13 protein-coding genes are annotated in these 19,725 nt (G+C 38.5%); 10 read left to right on the top strand and 3 right to left on the bottom strand.

Annotated elements, in window-relative coordinates; all coding sequences use genetic code 11:
* Nucleotides 1–781: 781 nt before the first annotated feature.
* From OA91_RS03105 to OA91_RS03095, 3 genes are all read left to right on the top strand, one after another.
* A complete protein-coding gene (locus OA91_RS03105; protein ID WP_063337114.1) occupies nt 782–2,026 on the top strand; it encodes an MFS transporter in 1,245 nt (414 codons plus the stop codon).
* Between the two features lie 54 nt (nt 2,027–2,080).
* Complete coding sequence (locus tag OA91_RS03100; protein WP_063337113.1) at nt 2,081–2,809, top strand: thioesterase II family protein; 729 nt, start codon at nt 2,081–2,083, stop codon at nt 2,807–2,809.
* A gap of 272 nt (nt 2,810–3,081) precedes the next feature.
* Nucleotides 3,082–5,172 carry a TonB-dependent receptor gene (locus OA91_RS03095; RefSeq protein WP_063337112.1) on the top strand — a complete coding sequence of 697 codons (2,091 nt, stop codon included), beginning with the start codon at nt 3,082–3,084 and terminating at the stop codon, nt 5,170–5,172.
* Nucleotides 5,173–5,626: 454 nt separating this feature from the next.
* Here OA91_RS03095 and OA91_RS03090 read toward each other — a convergent pair whose 3' ends face one another.
* Nucleotides 5,627–6,988, bottom strand: a complete 1,362-nt coding sequence (locus OA91_RS03090; protein ID WP_063337111.1) for an MATE family efflux transporter — start codon at nt 6,986–6,988, stop codon at nt 5,627–5,629.
* A 451-nt stretch (nt 6,989–7,439) separates the two neighbouring features.
* Between OA91_RS03090 and OA91_RS03085 the strand changes: the two genes are divergently transcribed.
* The 6 genes from OA91_RS03085 (at nt 7,440) to OA91_RS03060 (ending at nt 16,667) form a co-directional block, all read left to right on the top strand.
* Nucleotides 7,440–10,520, top strand: coding sequence for a condensation domain-containing protein (locus tag OA91_RS03085; RefSeq protein ID WP_063337110.1), 3,081 nt, complete (start codon nt 7,440–7,442; stop codon nt 10,518–10,520).
* A 34-nt stretch (nt 10,521–10,554) separates the two neighbouring features.
* Nucleotides 10,555–12,189, top strand: a complete 1,635-nt coding sequence (locus tag OA91_RS03080) for a (2,3-dihydroxybenzoyl)adenylate synthase (protein ID WP_063337109.1) — start codon at nt 10,555–10,557, stop codon at nt 12,187–12,189.
* A gap of 6 nt (nt 12,190–12,195) precedes the next feature.
* Nucleotides 12,196–13,473, top strand: coding sequence for a lysine N(6)-hydroxylase/L-ornithine N(5)-oxygenase family protein (locus OA91_RS03075; RefSeq protein ID WP_063337108.1), 1,278 nt, complete (start codon nt 12,196–12,198; stop codon nt 13,471–13,473).
* A 205-nt stretch (nt 13,474–13,678) separates the two neighbouring features.
* Nucleotides 13,679–14,272 (top strand): GNAT family N-acetyltransferase, encoded by a 594-nt coding sequence (locus tag OA91_RS03070; RefSeq protein ID WP_063337107.1) that lies wholly within the window; start codon nt 13,679–13,681, stop codon nt 14,270–14,272.
* A 16-nt stretch (nt 14,273–14,288) separates the two neighbouring features.
* The gene (locus tag OA91_RS03065; protein ID WP_063337106.1) at nt 14,289–15,458 is read left to right on the top strand and encodes a type III PLP-dependent enzyme; all 1,170 of its coding nucleotides are present in this window, start codon (nt 14,289–14,291) and stop codon (nt 15,456–15,458) included.
* A 75-nt stretch (nt 15,459–15,533) separates the two neighbouring features.
* Nucleotides 15,534–16,667, top strand: a complete 1,134-nt coding sequence (locus tag OA91_RS03060; RefSeq protein ID WP_063337105.1) for a siderophore-interacting protein — start codon at nt 15,534–15,536, stop codon at nt 16,665–16,667.
* 80 nt (nt 16,668–16,747) lie between these two features.
* Here the strand turns inward: OA91_RS03060 and OA91_RS03055 are convergent, their stop codons facing one another.
* Nucleotides 16,748–17,356: a glutathione S-transferase family protein gene (locus OA91_RS03055; RefSeq protein WP_063337104.1), complete on the bottom strand. Its 609-nt coding sequence runs from the start codon at nt 17,354–17,356 to the stop codon at nt 16,748–16,750.
* 91 nt (nt 17,357–17,447) lie between these two features.
* Nucleotides 17,448–18,644, bottom strand: a complete 1,197-nt coding sequence (locus OA91_RS03050) for an MFS transporter (protein WP_063337103.1) — start codon at nt 18,642–18,644, stop codon at nt 17,448–17,450.
* A 194-nt stretch (nt 18,645–18,838) separates the two neighbouring features.
* Here OA91_RS03050 and OA91_RS03045 point away from each other — a divergent pair, with 194 nt between their 5' ends.
* Complete coding sequence (locus OA91_RS03045) at nt 18,839–19,720, top strand: LysR family transcriptional regulator (RefSeq protein ID WP_063337102.1); 882 nt, start codon at nt 18,839–18,841, stop codon at nt 19,718–19,720.
* Nucleotides 19,721–19,725: the final 5 nt, after the last annotated feature.

Below are 19,725 nucleotides of genomic sequence, written 5' to 3'. Positions count from 1 at the left end.
TCACCCACTAAAAACAATACTTATATTCAATAATTTAAAAGCAGCTATTCGCTATCAGAGTCACCTTCTATTAACTACTTCAAACTTTGACTGATAGAAACTAATGAGAACTGAACTCAAATACAAATGAGAATCATTAGCAACTAATGTTTATGCTATTGCTTTTCATAAACCTAGTCAAGCTGGATCTAGCGGATCAATAAAACAGAGAAGCAAAGCAATAAAGAATAAAGCTCAAATTAAGGGGATGTTTTAAATGTGAGACATTAAATTAAAAAGAAGACACTAAGCCAAGTAACATAAAAAAGCCCCCGCCTTAGACGTATTTCAAAGCCATTACTTGAGGAAACTACGATTAAGCCATCTTTTCTCAATTAGCTTTATAGGTAAATGGGAGAAAGCATTGCTTTGATCTAATGTAGGATTTTTTCAAGAAGGGAGAACGCAGAATAACGCTTATTTTGAAATGCCGATTAGGCACTCCTCAAAGAGCCAACAGCGTGATAGAAAAGGCTTATTTAAATTAAAGACCTTATCCATTTAATGGCCTTTAAGTTGTTCCCCTCACAACAAACCTAGAGATTTTATCAACACAATGAGATAGAGGGACTTATTCCTATAATCCTTAACGCTCAACTAGCAAATGTACTATTGACCAAGCAAACCATATAAATGATAATTATTATCATTGAGTTTTCGTTTCATATCTATTCTCCCCTAAAGCTCAAAAATCATTCGTTAGAAAAGCATTCATTTGAAATCAAGTTAAGGACAACGGCACATGAGAGATAAAAAGCAACCTTGGATGATGCTAGCTAGCATCTATATTACTCAGTACATAGGTTTAGCTTTTATTATCTCTGCTGCTATGGCGATATTGCGCCAGCAAGGGGTCGCATTAGATAAATTAGCCTTGTTAAACCTTATTGCAATTCCAATAATAGGAAAGATTTTTTACGCTCCTATCATTGATAAGTACCGCTTACATTTTCAAGGAAGGTATCGTAGTTGGCTCATTCTAGCGCAAGCATTCATGACACTGCTTTTAATAACAGCTGGCGCCATAAACCTACAAACACATTTTAGCTGGATTCTAATTACACTTGGCGTGTATGTATTTTTTATGAGCATCCAAGACGTCTCTGTTGATGGGCTTTCATGCAAACTCTTTGACGAAACAAGCCGAAAATTTGCAAGTAGTATCCAATTTTCAGGTAACTTATTAGGCAATATTATAGGTGGCGGCCTCATTCTAATGCTTTATCCATGGCTAGATTGGCACGGTTCGCTTTGGCTATTGGCAACTTTAACTTGTGTCTCATTAATTCAGATCATTTATTACAAAGAGCCTGAAGAAACAGCCATAGATAATACAAACAGCTTGATTCACAAAAGCATTCTTAAGGATATAAAACCTTTTATAATTCAACATAAACGCTGGTTTATCGTCATGTCGTTTTACCCTATTGGTTCAACTTGTGGATTCGCTTTACTCAATCCACTACTTGTAGATAACAACTGGGCTTTAGAAGACATTGGATTTGCTACAAAAATTTTCGGCTCAATAATTGGGCTATTTTCTGCAATGCTAGCTACACCTCTAATATCTTACTTGGGTAGAGTGAAATCTCTTGTCAGCGCCACTTTAGTTCAAACACTGGCACTTATTCTCATGATACCTATTACACTTGGAAATACCGAAAAACTAATGGTTTATAGTGCAATTACTGTGCATTTTATAAGCTTCCCAGTCTTATTAGTTATAACAGCAACTATGATAATGGATAAGGCTGCACCGACCGTTCACAAGGCCACCTTCTTCGCTTTACAGTTTAGTTATGCATCCTTGTTAGGCTTTGCTTATTCAGCATTAAGCATGACCTTAGCAAAACACTCAAGTTATAACCTAGTTGTGACTTATGGCGCCATAATCACTTTTGCTATCGCCATCTTTATCTGGCTGATGCTAAAGCAAGACGAAGCAGCTAGCGAAGCATATCCAGCTACTCACCAACAAAGAACATAAGGCCTTTCTTACTAACTAAGACACAAATTTACTCATACGATTGACGGAAAAATCATGACAATTAATTTATTTTGCCTGCCACCGGCAGGTAGCAGCGCGTCCTTATATTCATCATGGAATAAACTAACAGAAGAAAATATTAATATTATTCCTCTCGAATACCCTGGCCATGGCACGCTTGTTAGGCAAAAACTTATTCACGACCCAGAAATACTTACCGAAGCCCTGATTCATAAAATCATCAGCTATGGAGACGAAGCTTTTGCTATATTTGGTCATAGTGTTGGCGCAGCACTTTTGTGGCGAATAGAAAAAAAAATAAGAGAAACACCTCTAAATGATCAGCTTAAGCTATTAGTTGTAAGCGGTAGACCCGAGTTGGAATATACAAAAAATATGGCCCCAAAGCGGTTTCTAACACGCGAAGGAATGATTAAGGCTCTCAAGCATTACAATGGCGTTCCAGCCGAGCTGCTAGAAAACCAAGATGCAATGAACTTCTTCTTAAATATATTACGAAATGATTTTCATCTTAATGACATGATGCTTAAAGATGAAATTAGAAAAACTAAAACGCCTTTATTAGCATTTTATGGTAAGGAGGATCCAGACATTGCCAATTTAGATCAAATGAATGCTTGGCAAAACCACAGTTATAATTGGCAAGGTTGTTACCCACTGACCGGCGGCCACTTCTACTTTAATGATCAAACTACATTACAAGTAATGCTAGAAAGAATGTGTCACATAATTCTCAATATCTCCTCCAAAATAACGCCTTAGTCAAAGCAAAAGCCGTCATAGAAATTAAAAACCAAATAAAGTGATGAATAAGGCCTTTCATAAATAAAAGAATTAATTCTCACTATATTTATTTTCCTACAAACCTAAAAATATGATTTATATCATTTTTTAGGTTTATTCCTTTATAAGCAATTACTTATATTAAATTTTTTATTCATTTAAGCATATTCACTTATTGCTAATGAGAATCATTTTTAATAACATTACCACTTACAGCTTATTACACATCTAAACAAAGGAAGCACGGAGCAATGACCCAGAAGTATAAAGTGAGTACATCACAACCACCCAGTTCACTATCTTTAATCGCCCTATCTATTATTGGCATTAATAGCTTAATGATTTCTTCAGCCGTAAATGCAGAAGTAGTTGAACTCGAAAAAATTGTGGTTACAGGGGAAAAGATAGATAAAAGCATTAAGGACACCACTACGGCTGTTACTGTTTTCACAGAAGAAAAACTTGAGTCAGGTGAAGTAAATGAAGCCAAGTCTCTCGCTACAAAAGCACCAAATGTAGTTGAAAATACTTTTGGCCACATTTCAATGCGTGGTATTTCAGGTGGTGGTGCAGCTACAGGCGGATTAGCATTAATGTCAGGCTCTCGTGCACGCATTGCGACTGTTGTTGATGGCGCAACACAAGATTGGTCGGGTTACAATTTTGCTCCAACGAACCTTTGGGACACAAAGCAAGTTGAAATCCTTCGTGGACCTCAATCAACAACACAGGGCTCTAGTGCTATTGGCGGAGCAATTGTAATTAACACTAATGACCCAACCTTTGAACAAGAAGCTGCAATTCGTCTAGGTTTAGAGAACTATGACAATGGTAACTTTAAACATAATATGGCTATTATGTCATCTGGAGCGCTAGTAGAAGATGAATTGGCTTACCGTATTGCGGCAGACCAAACAAAAGGGTCTGGCTGGCTTAACTACGACACCTCTGGATATAGTGGCGACCTACCAGATTTAGACGACTCTAAAAACCAAAATTTGAGGGGCAAGTTACTTTGGAAACCAAGTAAAACACCAGAGTTGTCTGCAAAATTAACAATAATTCAATTAAGAAACGAAGGTGAACATGCTAATTTCGTTGATAACTCTTCAGAAGGCGTAGGTGATTTACTTACAGTATCAGATACGGAAGGCGCTGTTTCAAGGGTTCAAGACTCAAAAGAAGATGCTATTTCAACAGACATTGATTATGAAATTAAGCCAGGCATAACTAACAGCTTTCATATTGGACAGATTGACTCAGACATCTACGCAGATGGTTATGGCTATGCAAACTCAGCTACAACAACCCACACTTACGACATTGAACAAAAAACTAAGTCACTTGAAAACCGTATAATTTTCAATCAAGAGAATTCTAAGATAACAGGTGTCGTTGGTCTTTTTGCCTCAGACAAAGATGCTGTAATTGATGCTACCCAAGGCACTACTGTAATAGACACAGAATATACTACAAAGACAACTGCAATTTATGGTGAAGGAACCTACTCTCTATCTGACAAAACCAAGCTTACTACAGGCATTCGTATAGAAAACGAGGATACAGATAAAACAGGTTCTTTCTCAGTCTTTAGTGAAGATGAGTTAAATACAGATAAAACCTATACTTTACCAAAACTTGCAATTAGTCATGATATTACTAGCTCTACGACGATAGGTGCATCTGTAAGAAAAGGTTATAGCCCTAGCGGATCTTTTATCGAAACAAACTTTACCACTTTCACATCAGAAGTTGGCTATTATAATAGTGAAGAAGTAACTGCCTATGAGCTAAGTAGTAAGAGTGACTTTGGACAAGGCACCAACCTAAATATAAATTTGTTCTACAATGATTATACCGATTATCAAGCAGCATCTGGCTTTAGCATTGTTAATGTCGATAAAGCAACCACTTACGGATTAGAAGTTGAGGCTACAACCTGGGCCAACGATAATCTAGAATTATGGGGTTCAATTGGTTTACTAAAAACGGAGATTGATGAGTATAAAACAACATCATCTAACGAAGGAAATAAACTTTCAGGTGCCCCTGAAACAAATACCGCTATTGGATTTACACAGTATTTCGGTGATGAGTGGTCATTTGCAGCAGATATCACTTATGTTGGATCATACTACTCAAATCTTGCGAATACAGATACATCCAAAGTTGGCAATTACACAATCACAAATGCTCAAGCACAGTATGCATTAGGTGAGTTAACGCTAAATGCATATGTTAAAAATCTAACAAATGAAGATGCTGTCTATTATAGAGAAGGATCTATTGCAGCAATTGGACAGTCTAGAACTGTCGGTGTTAGCGCTGTGTATCGCATGTAATTTGACATTTAAAGATACCCAAGACTTTAAGAGGCTCAATTGAGCCTCTTTTTTTTACACTCCCCTCTCCTTTGAACATATAACTTCCCCCTTAAGCCTAAATTCAAGACCAGCCTTTAAGAAATAAAACAGCTAGTTCGTAACCCATATCATGTTATCCATTAAACAAAGTTTATAAGCAGTGAGTTGTGAGTTGTGAGTTGTGAGTTGTGAGTTGTGAGTTGTGAGTTGTGAGTTGTGAGTTGTGAGTTGTGAGTTGTGAGTTGTGAGTTGTGAGTTGTGAGTTGTGAGTTGTGAGTTGTGAGTTGTGAGTTGTGAGTTGTGAGTTGTGAGTTGTGAGTTGTGAGTTGTGAGTTGTGAGTTGTGAGTTGTGAGTTGTGATGATAGCCTCGTTAATTAAGCGACAACTAACAAGGCTTTTATCTACTCTCTAACAGTATTGTAAATGTGCTTATTAAGGTGTAGGTGTAGCTGGCACTAAATTATCGGGTTTATACACCTGTTTAAAGCTCAACACGCACAAGATCAAAGCGGCAAAACCTATACCAGAAGCCAAAAGAATCCATATGCCATCTATACCACCAGAAAAAAACCACCACCCCTTCTCTGCTGCCAAATAACTAACTGGCACCACGGCGAACCAGTATACAATAAAGATCACCAACAACGGACTAACAAACTCTTGTAGCCCTCTTAATATACCTGCCGCAACAATCTGAATCGCATCAAAAAATTGAAACAATGCAATATACACCAGCAAGCCGGCGGTTATCCCAAGAATGCCTTCATCTTGGCTAAATAAAGTAAGCAGATATTCCCCTAATCCAACCAGCAATACAGCGATAATTAAACCGTATGCACACGTCATTATAAGTGCAGCATTAGCAACATGCCTTCTTGAAGAAAAGCTATCTGCTCTCGTTATACTTGCAATTCGAATGGTTGTTGCACTACTTAAAGCAACAGGGATCATGAAGACTATCATGGCTAAGTTAATGGCAATTTGATGAGCTGCGACTTGCTTAACACCTAAAGATGCTGCAAAAAAAGCTAACGTCGTCAAAGCCAACACTTCAACAACAAAAGCTACGCCAATTGGTAAACCTTCTTTAAGCTGCTCTGTTGCTTCATTCATATCAATATTTATTTCTGAATGAGTTATCGCTTCAGGCACTTCACGTTGAACTAAGCGCTTCATCATAAACAATGCAAAATACGCACTTACTGCCGTTGCTAGTCCGCAACCCACACCACCAAGGCCTTCAATACCAATGGCACCAAACACAAATAGGATATTTAACAGACTATTGACTATAAGCAAGGCAATAAACACCTTGATAATCGGCATCAGCTTACTAGAACCCTCACTCATAAAACGATAAAGCAAGATATAAACGAAACCAGGCATAGCAAATGCTACAAAATGCAGATAGGCCTGAGTAATAGCAGCAACATCAGAATCGGATACCAGCCAACTTGATGCAAAAGCAAGGACGTGAACCAAGAGAAAACCAAGGATAGACAAAACAAAAGCAACTTTTTTACCACGAAGAAAAACACGTTGCACTTCATCATGCTGACCTGCAGCTAACAACCCGGAAACTTTAGGCACTAATACAAACATTATTCCTGTTAACAGAATAAACACAGGAGTCCACATTGCACTGCCTAAGCCAACGCCAGCCAAGTCATGATAATGGTATTGACCGGCTACCATGGTATCAACCAACCCCAAAGAAGCCTGACATATTTGTATAAAAATTAAGGGTAAGGCCAGACTTAACAATGGCCGATAGGTACTCGAAAAAACCGACATTTAAAATTTCCTTTTAATAATACAGTGCTTAAAATTGGACAAACAAGGCATAAAGGAGGCAGGCAGTTCAAAGTAACTAATCACAAAGCTATTCTCAAAACACAGGCGAAAACCACTTTTCAAGCAATCACTTGCTCCAACATGGCCAACCTCTTCTTCCTACAAAATACTGAGCTAGATCAAGCTTTGAACTAAGTCAGTCCATTTGTACATTTTATATTAAAAAAAATACCTAATACAAACGATAATGCAAATGAGAATCACTATCTTTTGATGAAAAAATTAAGTAATATACCTTCAAGCTAGTCATTAAACGTTTTATCAAAAACACGTTTAAGTCAGGTAACCCCCAGCAAAAATGACATGGAATCAGGGGCAACTTGCACAAGATAGGATGCAACACCCTTAGAAAAAAGAATTTTCTATAACAAGGTTAATAGGGTTCAAAGGTATGAATGAAGGATTAATTTTAGATCCACTAGAGCTTAGTGAATTTGAAAAAGAAATAGCTAGTTTAGGCTTGATTGATGAGAGCCAAGCAATAGATACAACTAACCAGCTTAAAAATAATGGTCAGCTCTCATTATCAGAAGAAAGAGCTTGGATGTTACACCAACAAGACCCACTCTCTTCAGCAGGCCCTTTTACAGCTGCGTTTAAATTATCTGGTGCACTAGATGCTCCACGCTTAATAAATGCTCTAAAAAAGATTTATCAAGGCAATACCAACCTCAATCAAATTTATAAACTGGATGAAGAAGGCGAGCTAATAAAACGCAAACTTGACCCAGAAAGCATCATTATCGAAGAAGTTGCTGCATCGGACGACGAAGAAGTTATAAATTTCTTACTAGAACAACAAAAACAGCCGCTTGATTTAGCCAAGGATGCAGCAATTAAGTTTTGGCTATTTAATAAAACTGAAAACGAATACGTATTAGGCCTACTTGGTCACCATATTCTTCTTGATGACACAGCTTGGCAGCCTATTTTTAATGCTATCAGCTCTCATTATAAAGATGTGAATTTCACTAATACTGCAAACACAAAACAAATTGAGCAAGCTCAACAAAATACAAATAAACTTGAATCTTATTGGGCTAATACACATCCTAATGGCCTAAATAAAACTCAGCTTCCCTCTTTGTTCTTTAAAGCAGAAGGTGAGATTCCGCTTGTTAAGCAAGTTACAAGTCATGATAAAGCGTCACAGGTATTTAAAGCCAATCGCTTCTATAGCAGAACATCGACAACTAAAGCTGATGCCTTAGCACAAGCAAGCCAAACATCTCCTTTCCAGGCTTTGCTAACTTTATTTGGGCTTTATCTAAATCAATTACTAGATCAGACGTCAGTGGATATCATTATCCCTATCGTTGATCATCAAGAAATAACTGGATTGGATCAGATCAAATCTAGCTCTAATGTCATCCCTGTTAGAATTGAAAATACCGATATACAAACTGCTATTTTGAATCTACGAAACAACTTGCTTAACGGTATGTCGAATAACCTCTCCATTGAGCAGATATTTTCAGCAACCAAAAGTCGTCGTAACGATTTACCTAATATTTTGGTAACACAAGTCGATGATGCAAGCGATTACCTAACACTCGATGGTATAAGAGTTTCAAACTTAACCATACCACCAATATCGTCTGACTATGACCTCACCTTAGCCATACAGTTTGAGCAAAACGATCACATCAGGTTCGAACTCACAACCGGTGACTTGCTATCCCCTACTATTGGCCACTTTTTGCTAGAACAATTTATTGGGTTTATTGATAAAGCTGAGATTGATAGCAAAAGAGTCATACCCTCTTTATTTACCAGTTCGAATAACAATTTCAATAATTTAGCTGAAGTAAATCGAACTAATAATACAGACACAAAAAGTTCAACTAATAACCATGAGCTTATTAAAGCTATTATTGAAGAATTCAAAACCGTCTTAGACCAAAATGACATCTCAGCTAATGATGACTTTTTTGAACTAGGTGGACATTCTCTGTTAGCCACAAGAGTCATAGGCAAGTTAAAAAGCCAACATCAAATTGAAGTAAAAATTGCAGACTTTTTTAATGCGCCAACCGCAATAGGGCTTGCAGAGCATGCAACAAAAATAGAAGAGCAAGATTCTCACTTAGCGCAGGTAGGCATAGATCAAGAAATTATAGTCCCGCACACATACGTACAGAATACCTGGATGGACCTAATCGAATTAGGAAAGAATCCTATCTTCAATATTCCTTTTACACTTAAGTTTGCTGAAGAGGTCGACGAAAAAGCATTTCATAAAGCCTTTACAAATGTGCTTATGCGCCATGATGCATTGCGTACCCTGCTATTACCCGAAGAAGATGGCACCGTACTACAACGAATTATTCCAACGACTCGCCTCGATGATTATCAGTGGTTTTTCTCATCAGCGACTCAAGGTAACGAGTCGGCAGAAAATCTATTAGCTTTTGAGGCTAACTACAGTTTTGACCTTATTAATGAAATCCCTGTTCGTGTACGTTTTCTCCACAACGAGAAAGGTGAACACTTCCTCTCATTACTAATTTATCACATGACCTTTGATGAATGGTCAGCAGGCATACTCATAAGCGATCTGTTTTTCGCCTATAAAGAATACGTCAATGGTGTTGAACCTAAATGGGAAACCGTACCAGCTCAATTTCATCAATATGTTTCAGAACAAACTAAAGAATCTGAGATGGAACAGGAGCTTGAATTCTGGAAGCAACAACTGGGAAAAGTGCCACCAGCTCGCCCTCTTTTCTATCAAGATGGTGCAGAGTACCAAGTAACAGATCAAGGCAGTTGGATTGAATTCTCATTTGGTAAAGACGTTGCCGATGGATTAAATCATCTGGCTAAGTCTAATAAATCATCCATGTTCCATGTTGTTTTTTCGGCCTTCTCGCTTGCGCTTTACTACCTTGGCGCCAGTAAGAAAATCACCATCGGCACGTCAGCTTTTGGCCGTGATAATCCTAAATTCCAAGATACTGTTGGGCTTTTCACCAATGTTGTGATGAATCAGGTCCAGTTTGATGAAGAGTTAAGTATCAACCAATTAGTTTGTCAGGTAAAAGAGACCATTATTAGCTCACTTGCTCACAGTAATGTGCCCTTTGTCACTGTTGAGCACACGGTTGCTGCCAAGCCAGAAGAACTCGCAACAGACAACCTATGTGAAGTCTATATTCAGTACCATCAAAAAAATGTCCTTAACACGGCAATTGAACTAAACGACGGCCATAGTGTTGGTTTTGATCTACTAGAACCAGAACGCAGCATAGCCAAATTTGGTTTGCACTTTGAAGCCTATGAGGATCCAAACTCAATCGAAGCCGCTTTCAGAGTGGTATTAGCCTATCGCATGAGTAGCTACAGTCAGGATCAAGTTGAATTGATCAAGTCTACAACGCAAACCGTAATTGAGTCTCTTGCCAATCAAGAAAGGCAGGCGGATATCTCAATTAGAGATGTTAGAAGAGCGCTTGCTAACAAAGGTTTGTAATTACTGTATTTGCTGAACGACAAGGATTAACACCATGTTTCTAGAAAATGATATTAAAAATGGCTTTGTACCCTTCCCTCAAGATAGAGCGGAATATTACCAAGCGTCTGGTTATTGGGAGAACGAAAACCATATACAGCTGCTTGATCGGATACGTAAACAATATGGCAATCAGCTAGCAATTTGCCAAGATGATAAAAGCCTGTCCTATGATGAGCTTTATCACTATGCCGCTTCTTATGGTAGCTATCTGCACCAGCAAGGCATTAAAGCAGAAGACTTTGTGGTGATTCAGTCACCTAATGTTGTTGAGTTCTTCGTGGTCTTATTTGGTTTATATTACATAGGAGCTAGACCTGTTTTTTGCTTAAACGGTCATGGTGCTTATGAAATCGAAAATATTGCGATTAATAGCCGTGCCGTAGGTTATATCAAGATCAATCAAGAAAATCAGCCTACCACGGATGCGATGGACATAAGTTTTGGCTTTACTATGCCGAACTTAGATTTATGGTTTAGACAAACTATCAAAAGTAGCTCATCCATTGATCAAGCTTTTAGCTGTATTAATGACAAAACAATGCTCGTACCAAGATATGAAGCAAGCCCACACTCAGTGGCTTTTCTTCAACTCTCTGGTGGTACGACGGGGTTACCAAAACTCATCCCAAGAACTCATGCAGACTATCTCTATTCAGTAAAGAAGAGTGTTGAAGTAACAGATTTAAGCGCTAGCACAAAGCAGCTTATCGTTTTGCCTGTTATGCATAACTTCACTATGAGTTCTCCAGGCTTTTTAGGGGCATTTTATTCAGGTGCGAGTGTATTTTTAAGTACAGACTCAAGCCCTAAAAACTGTTTTTCTCTGATAGAAGAGCATGGCATTACTCAGGTGTCACTTGTGCCTTCATTGATCAATTTATGGATCAATTCACCTCAACTTGAACAAGCAGACCTTAAAACCCTAGAGGTTATTCAAGTTGGCGGCGCGAAGTTATTACCAGAGCTTGCTGAAGCAATTGATCAAAAGCTTGGAGCCAAACTACAACAAGTGTATGGCATGGCAGAAGGCCTTGTTAACTTCACCCGCCTTGATGATCACAGTAATACCGTCTTATTTACTCAAGGCAAGGCGTTAAGTAAAGACGATGAAATTCTCATTGTGGATGAAGAAGGAAGCCCTCTTCCTAATGAATCAGCTGGTTTCATTCTGACTCGTGGCCCTTACACCATCAATGGTTATTACAACTCCCCTCTGGTTAATTCCCGTAGTTTTAATAAAGAAGGTTTTTATATCACAGGGGATATTGGCTACCTAGATAGTAATAACAACATAGTGGTTACAGGTAGGGAAAAGGAACAAATCAACAGAGCAGGTGAAAAGATCACACCAAGTGAAATTGAGAACCTGATTTTATCTCACGCCCAGGTAAAAGACGTTTCTGTTGTGGGTGTAAAAGACTCTCTGTTAGGCGAGCGAACAAAAGCCTCCATCATTCTAAAGGAGCCAACTAGCCAGCTTTCACTCAGGGATGTTCGGGTATTTTTGATGCAAAAGAAAATTGCCGAATACAAATTACCAGACGAGATCGAATTAGTAGACGATTTCACATATACCCAAGTTGGAAAGGTCAACAAAGGCCTGTCGACTAATAAAGCTAGAGGATAGCAGAAAATGAAAAGTGAAGTTTATGACATTGTAGGGATAGGTGTAGGTCCATTTAATCTGAGTTTAGCTTGTATGACAGAGCCATTAACTGAGATGCGAACCCTCTTTTTTGATAAAAAGCCTGAATTTGATTGGCATTCAGGCATCATGCCCGAATGGAGCACATTGCAGATTCCTTTTATTGCAGATTTGGTTACCTTTGCAGACCCTACAAGTAAGTTTTCTTTTTTAAATTATTTGAAGGATCAAGGGTTAATCTATCAATACTATATTCGTGAGAACTTTTTCATTTTACGTTCTGAATATAATGATTATTGCAAATGGGCATGTGATCAACTTGAAAACCTTCGTTTCGATCAAGATGTTCAAACCATTAGCTATGATGAAGCATCCAAAATCTATACAGTCGAAACACGTAACAGTGCGAATGAACTCACAGTTGTTAAAGCTAAGCACCTTGTAGTCGGTACAGGTACAACGCCAATTGTTCCAGATTTCTGTAAAGGCTTTAAACAAGAGCTACATTCAAGTGCCGATTACATAGAACACAAAGATGATTATAAAAACAAGAAATCCATAACCATAGTTGGTAGTGGGCAAAGTGGCGCCGAAATTTATTATGATCTGTTAAATGAAATTGATGAGCATAAATATCAGCTCAACTGGGTTACGCGATCTGAAAGATTCTTTGCTATCGATGTCAACAAGCTCACCCTAGAACTGACATCGCCAGAATACACCAAGCATTTTTATAATCTACCTGCTAACAAGCGTGATGAGGTGATTAATAGCCAAGATATGCTTTATAAAGGCATAAACACTGATTTGATTAATCAGATCTATGACACCTTATATATAAAATCTAAAAAGCCTGATTTTGACTCACGCTTGATTACCGATACACAGGTGAACTCTCTATCTTATCAAGATGGAAAATTCTCCCTCTCTTGCACAAGACAGGATGCTCAAAAAGATTTCGAAATGGATTCTGAAGTCGTTATTTTATCGCTTGGCTATGAGTTCAAGAAGCCAAAATGCCTCATGCCTATTGCCCAATATCTTAATTGGGATGAAAAAGAACGTTTAGACCTAAGTGAAGACTATGCCGTCAATGATGACAAAACAGTTTTTGTACAAAACCTAGGCCTCTATACCCATGGCATTTCAGCACCAGATCTTGGTATGAGTTGCTTCCGTAACGCCATTATTATCAACAAAATCTTAAACAAGGAAGTCTATCCAGTTGAGAAGCGAATCTGTTTCCAAGAGTTTTTACCTGAATAGGTATCACTCTTTGTAAATAGATTCAGGCCAACAAGTCCCTAAAACAACTGGATTTGTTGGCTCTCAAACTGAAATAGACACAGTTTAAGCAGGCACTTGTTTAAACATTTAATCGCTTAAGTTGGTTTTAGAAAGTGACATTTCCATAACAGTATTGTTGGCCACTTAAGCAACTAAAAAGAATAAGCAAAATCGAGAAGAACTTATGCAAACGATATCACGCAAATTACCCAATAATTTTAGCCTTGCGATGAATCATCATAAATATGGCTTAAAGCAAATTAGCTACCCAGAGGATTTACCTTTACTGCATAAATGGATGCATACAGAACATGTTATCCCACAATGGCAAATGAACAAGCCAAAATTAGAGCTTGAAGTCATATTTGAAAAAATGCTGGTTGATGATCATCAGCGTCTTTATTTCATCATGATTGATGACAGACCTATTGGCTATGTAGAAATTTATGAATGTCATAGAGACCGTCTGAATCGTTATTATGAATCTGATGAAAATGACATGGGAATACACCTGTTGCTAGGTGAACCCGATGTATTAGGTTTGGGCCATTTTCGCCCTGTACTGACTCTATTTGCTCAATTTATTTTTAGTAGCAACCCAGATACTCAGAAAATGATCTGTGAACCTGACTGTGAAGTGGTTCCTTTTCAACGTGCCGCACCTGATTTGGGCCTAGTTGAACAAAAGAAATTTCAACTGCCTGAGAAGAAAGCCTCTCTGTATTTCTTAAGCCGAGATGACTTCCGTCAGTCTCCTTGCTACCAAAAATACCTGTAATGGAGTAAGTATTTTTATGAAACTTCCAGATTATTTTCATTCAAACATTAAGACAGACCTTGATCGCTTAATCAGCACTAAGCCCACCCCATTTCTTGTGGTCGATCTTTCTGTCATCGAAAAGCGCTATCGTGAAATGGTAGAAGGCTTCCCTATGGCTGATGTCTTTTATGCGGTTAAAGCAAACCCTGCAAATGATGTTGTTCAGCTATTGGTCGAGCTGGGCTCAAACTTTGATATTGCCTCAGTGCCAGAGCTTGAAAAAGTATTAAGTTTTGATGTTGAGCCGTCGCGCATTTCGTTTGGTAATACGATTAAGAAGAAAGCGGATATTGAATACTTTTATCAAAAAGGTGTTAGGCTTTTTGCCACAGACTGCGAAGCTGATCTAATCAATATTGCCGAAGCAGCACCAGGTTCAAGCGTTTATTTCCGTCTACTTTTTGATGGTTCAGCCACTGCAGACTGGCCACTAACAGATAAGTTTGGTTGTAAAGCGAATGTCGCTGTTGAACTTGCCGCCAAAGCAAAAGAGCTTGGTCTCAAACCTTATGGCATCTCCTTCCATGTAGGCTCGCAACAAAGAGACATTGAAACTTGGCGACAAGCCATCCTTGCGACCAAGACTGCGTTTGATCAAATCAAAGAGCAACATAATATTAGTCTAGAAATGATCAACTTAGGTGGTGGCTTACCGGCAAGCTATATTCAGCACACCCATAGTTTCTCTTATTACGCTAATTCAATTCTTGCCTTTATCAAAGACAGCTTTGCACAAGATATGCCTCGTATATTGATTGAACCTGGCCGTTCACTGGTTGGCGACTCAGGCATCATCGTCTCTGAGGTCGTATTAGTGACAGATAAGAAAACAAAACCAGAATACCCAGATCGCTGGGTTTACACAGATGTTGGCACATTTAACGGTTTAATAGAAACCATTGGAGAAGGAACTAAATACCCTATTCTCACCAGCAAAGAAGGAAATAACAAAAAGGTCATTCTTGCAGGGCCCACCTGCGACAGCATGGACATAATGTACAAGGATCACCAATACCAACTACCAGATACCTTAACGACAGGCGACCACATATTTTGGTTGTCGACGGGAGCCTATACCACAAGTTACAGCTCTGTTGAGTTTAATGGTTTACCGCCACTAACAAGTTATGTCGTTAAAAACTGAGAAGTGAAACTTAGCCAAATTCACTAAGAAGATTAGCCACAGTTTTAAATCAAACAGAAGAAGTAAACATACTATATGAGCGCATTTACACCAATAATGGATATCGATCAAAAGATCGATATCCTAGACCATGTCAATCAGGATCATACGGAAGAGTTGTTAGCCATAGCAAGAACAAGTCAGCCTAAAAGTGAAATCCAGTCTGCAAAAATTCTCGATATTTTTGAAGAAGGCATGAAAATTCTCATAAAATCTAATCAGCAAGATACAGAGCAAGAGGCTTTTGTCCCCTTTGAAATTGAAGGTGGGTTAGAAGACAAAATTTTGTATCAAGCCTATGCTGCCATTGCCCAGCAAGGTAAGGATTTCAGTGGTGCAGGTAAGCACTTTTTTGAAGTGACAGATAAACAAAAAGTCACACCAAACATGATACGCATTAGCGTAAAAAGTAATACACCCTTGCCTGAATATTACCCTGGCTATGCGTTTGCTTTCCTTCTAAAGATTATTCAGAAAAAACCGAACCTAAGCGCCCAAACTAATCAGAAAAAGCATTGGTTTAAAAATATTTTCGATCGCGCTTTCATCAAACTGATGAAACATTTATCCAGTAAGAACCGACAAAAGTTATTACAAAAAGCCAATAAAGACATTCGACTTTATACTTTGCGTAAGTCCTGGAAGAGCTCTGAAGATGCAGCCTTCCCTGACATGGGTTATATCGATATCTTTACCCATGACAACACCCCGGGTAGCCAATGGGCAAGCGAACTCAAAGCCGGTGATGTGATTATGAGTCGTTCAGAATCACCTGATAAACACCCTCATCTTAAAAGTGGTCAAGCGCTATTAATTGCGGATGAAACCGCTTATCCAGCACTTGTGGGTATTCTCGAAACTTGGAATAACCCTTTACCGCCCCATGTCATTATTCTAAGCGCAAAGAGCGCGGAACAAGACTATATTGAAGATGCATTATTACCAGAAGGTAGCCAAGTTCATCGTTTAGTATGTGATGCAAATAAGCAGGCAGATGAAATTTTGCCCATTCTTGCAAAGCTAGAAACAGTAGATGTGGCTTGGGCTGCTTTTGAATCAGAATCTGCAAAAAAAGTAAGGCGCTACCTTCGCAATGACAGAAACATAATTGGTCGCGATAATCACACAAAAGCTTATTGGCAATTAAAAAGCCGTCCAGAGCCTAAATAGACTCTGTTTCATCATAGAGAAAAGCACCATCAAGGGTAACTTGATGGTGCTTTTTTATGAAGCATAATAGCCGCTATTTACTAACCAAGCGCCGCTGCTTTTAGGTAAGCCGGACGTGTTTGAACCTTATCAAGATAAGATCTTGTATGAGTAAAACCGTCAAGTAAACCTAAGCTAGCGGAGATTTCTAACATAATAGTCATCATAATATCTGCGCCAGTAAATTCACTGCCTGCGAAATAATCACGTTCAGCCAATACGGATTCAATATAGCCAAAATCTAACGTGATCTCTTTGGCAATATAACCGTCCATCGCTTGATTTCCCGCTCTTTCCTCCAGCCCCATAAACAACTTACACATAACAGGTAAGGCTAATGAGCCTTCAGCGAAATGAGACCACTCTAAATACTGATAATATTCCTTAGTCTCTTTGTTAGGTCTTAATCGCCCTTCGCTATCTTGATCAAGAATGTATTCAAACACGGTACTGGATTCACACAAGGTAATTTCACCATCCTGAACAATAGGTGCTTTTGCTAAAGGGTGAATGGCTTTTAAGCTAGCTGGCGCCAAACGCGTTACAGGATCTCGTTCATGATCAATGCGTTCATATGGCATACCTAGCTCTTCAAGTAGCCAAAGAACACGTTTAGAACGAGACTGATTTAAATGGTGCACAACTAACATATTAGGTCCTTTTAAATGACTTTTTAATTGAATTTCAAGTACAGATAATCAGGGCAAAACGAATGATTTCAAGAGAGCTTACAAACACTCATTATTGAGTAGCGTTTAACTCACTCTTCATCTGTAGATGATTCCTATTATCTAGCCTGCCACTTAATCGAGTTAGTCCTAAGGCAATCATTACAATCACAGCACCCACCCAGGGTGTATGTATCAAGCCTGCATTAGATAAAATTAAACCACCACCCCAAGAACCCAAAGCAATGCCTAAATTAAAAGCCGCAATATTTAAACCAGAGGCAACATCTACCGCATCTGGCGTATATTTTTCGGCTAAGTTAACTACATAAACTTGCAAGCCAGGTACATTTCCAAAGGCAAATGCCCCCCAAATGACAACAGAAATTAAAGTTGCAATAGGATGGAAAGCGACAAGATTAAAAATGAGTAAGATACAGGCCAATCCAGAGAAGATAATTGTTAAAGCCTTAATAGGGCCAAGTTTATCAGCCATTTTTCCACCAACAATATTTCCAAAAGCAACAGATACACCATATATCAACATGATTAAGCTGATTGAACTTGCGTGAAAACCCGTTACATTTTCTAAAATAGGCGCAAGAAATGTGAAGGCAGTAAAAGTACCTCCGTAACCTAATGCGGTAATGGCATAAACTAACAATAACCTGGGTTCTAACAGCACCTTAAGCTGTGATGATAATTGTATTGGCGCTGACAGCTTTAAGTTGTTAGGCACTAGAAAAACACTGCCTACTAAAGAGATTAAGCCAAGTATCGATACAATTAAAAAGCTTGATTGCCAGCCAAAATTTTGACCTATATAAGTCCCTAGAGGTACGCCTGTAACGAGTGCTACTGTCAAACCTGTAAACATAATTGCAATGGCACTAGCAGCCTTCTCTTTTGAAACAAGACCTGTCGCAATAGTAGAGCCAATCGAGAAAAACACCCCATGTGCAAGCCCGGTTAAAATGCGAGCAATGACAAGCACCGTGTAATTTGGCGCTTGCCAAGCGAGTAAATTCCCCATAACAAAGAGTGCCATGATGCTTACTAATACTGTTTTACGATTCCATCTACCTGATAATGCAGTTAAGGCAGGGGCACCAAAAGCCACACCTAATGCATATAAGCTGACTAACAAGCCAGCTGAGGGCAAAGTAACATTTAAGTCATTTGCCATTGTCGGTATCAAGCCAACAATCACAAATTCCGTAGTTCCAATAGCAAAAGCGCTAAGCGTCAATGCAAAAAGAGCAAGGGGCATAATTCATAATCCTAATTCAGAGTTTTAAAACCAATTAGATAAAAAATAAACTTTTGATCTAGGTGATTCATTTAAGAAGGAGGATTATGCGCACCATAAATATTGTTAAAAACAGTGTTTACTACAAATTATATTTGTCATTTTAACAATAAAATGAGAGGTTACTCATTCAAGTTTTTTATGAGTAATCAATAATGCTGACTCGCTCTGATGATTTAGAGATTTTACTTACTGTTGTGGATACGGGTGGTTTCTCTGCTGCAGCACAAACATTAGATATACAAGTTGCACGAGTGTCTCGATCAGTGAGTAAAATAGAAAAGCAATTAAAGGTGTCTCTCTTCAATCGAACAACTCGTCGCGTTGAGCTAACTGATGAAGGTAGACGGTTTGTAGAAGGGGTAAGGCAAGGTTTAAAGCATATTCAGCAAACTGAAAATGATGTGATATCTAGTCAAGATTTACCAAAAGGCCAACTGCGTGTTGATGCCGCTAGTCCATTTATATTCCATCAATTAGTACCTTTGATTCAAGAATTTCACCAAGAATATCCTGATATACAACTTGAATTGACATCAAATGAGGGCTTTGTCGATTTAGTCGAAAAGAAAACCGATTTGGCCATTCGTATTGGAGAATTAGCAGACTCTAGTTTACAAGCAAGGGCTCTTGGCAAAAGCCCTTTATACATGGTTGCTTCCCTTGATTACCTAGCGAGACGTGGAACGCCTAAAGATCAAGCAGACCTTATCAATCATGATTGCATCGGCTTTAATGGCCCCAAAATACTCAATCAATGGCCTTTAAAAGGCTTTAAATACATTAACCCTATAATGACATCTAGTAATGGCGAAACGGTCAGACAATTAGCAATAGCGGGGAATGGCATTGCTTGTTTATCAGGCTTTATGATCAAAAAAGATCTTGAAGCAGGCCGTCTTATCTCAATACTCGAAGAAGAAAAGTTGATAAATACAGGAAGAGAACAAATTCAGGCTGTTTATTATAAATCGTCAAGTGTCGCCAAACGCATCACAGCATTTATTGATTTCATACAAGTGAGGCTAACCTTGTAATCGAA

The organism is Marinomonas sp. SBI8L, from assembly GCF_001624705.1.
In the GTDB taxonomy this organism is placed as follows: domain Bacteria; phylum Pseudomonadota; class Gammaproteobacteria; order Pseudomonadales; family Marinomonadaceae; genus Marinomonas.
This window is presented reverse-complemented; position numbering and strand designations above follow the sequence as displayed.

Coding starts and splice junctions, on each gene's coding strand:
- OA91_RS03105 (WP_063337114.1), top strand. CDS start 782: ATGAGAGATAAAAAGCAACCTTGGATGATGCTAGCTAGCATCTATATT.
- OA91_RS03100 (WP_063337113.1), top strand. CDS start 2,081: ATGACAATTAATTTATTTTGCCTGCCACCGGCAGGTAGCAGCGCGTCC.
- OA91_RS03095 (WP_063337112.1), top strand. CDS start 3,082: ATGACCCAGAAGTATAAAGTGAGTACATCACAACCACCCAGTTCACTA.
- OA91_RS03090 (WP_063337111.1), bottom strand. CDS start 6,988: ATGTCGGTTTTTTCGAGTACCTATCGGCCATTGTTAAGTCTGGCCTTA.
- OA91_RS03085 (WP_063337110.1), top strand. CDS start 7,440: ATGAATGAAGGATTAATTTTAGATCCACTAGAGCTTAGTGAATTTGAA.
- OA91_RS03080 (WP_063337109.1), top strand. CDS start 10,555: ATGTTTCTAGAAAATGATATTAAAAATGGCTTTGTACCCTTCCCTCAA.
- OA91_RS03075 (WP_063337108.1), top strand. CDS start 12,196: ATGAAAAGTGAAGTTTATGACATTGTAGGGATAGGTGTAGGTCCATTT.
- OA91_RS03070 (WP_063337107.1), top strand. CDS start 13,679: ATGCAAACGATATCACGCAAATTACCCAATAATTTTAGCCTTGCGATG.
- OA91_RS03065 (WP_063337106.1), top strand. CDS start 14,289: ATGAAACTTCCAGATTATTTTCATTCAAACATTAAGACAGACCTTGAT.
- OA91_RS03060 (WP_063337105.1), top strand. CDS start 15,534: ATGAGCGCATTTACACCAATAATGGATATCGATCAAAAGATCGATATC.
- OA91_RS03055 (WP_063337104.1), bottom strand. CDS start 17,356: ATGTTAGTTGTGCACCATTTAAATCAGTCTCGTTCTAAACGTGTTCTT.
- OA91_RS03050 (WP_063337103.1), bottom strand. CDS start 18,644: ATGCCCCTTGCTCTTTTTGCATTGACGCTTAGCGCTTTTGCTATTGGA.
- OA91_RS03045 (WP_063337102.1), top strand. CDS start 18,839: ATGCTGACTCGCTCTGATGATTTAGAGATTTTACTTACTGTTGTGGAT.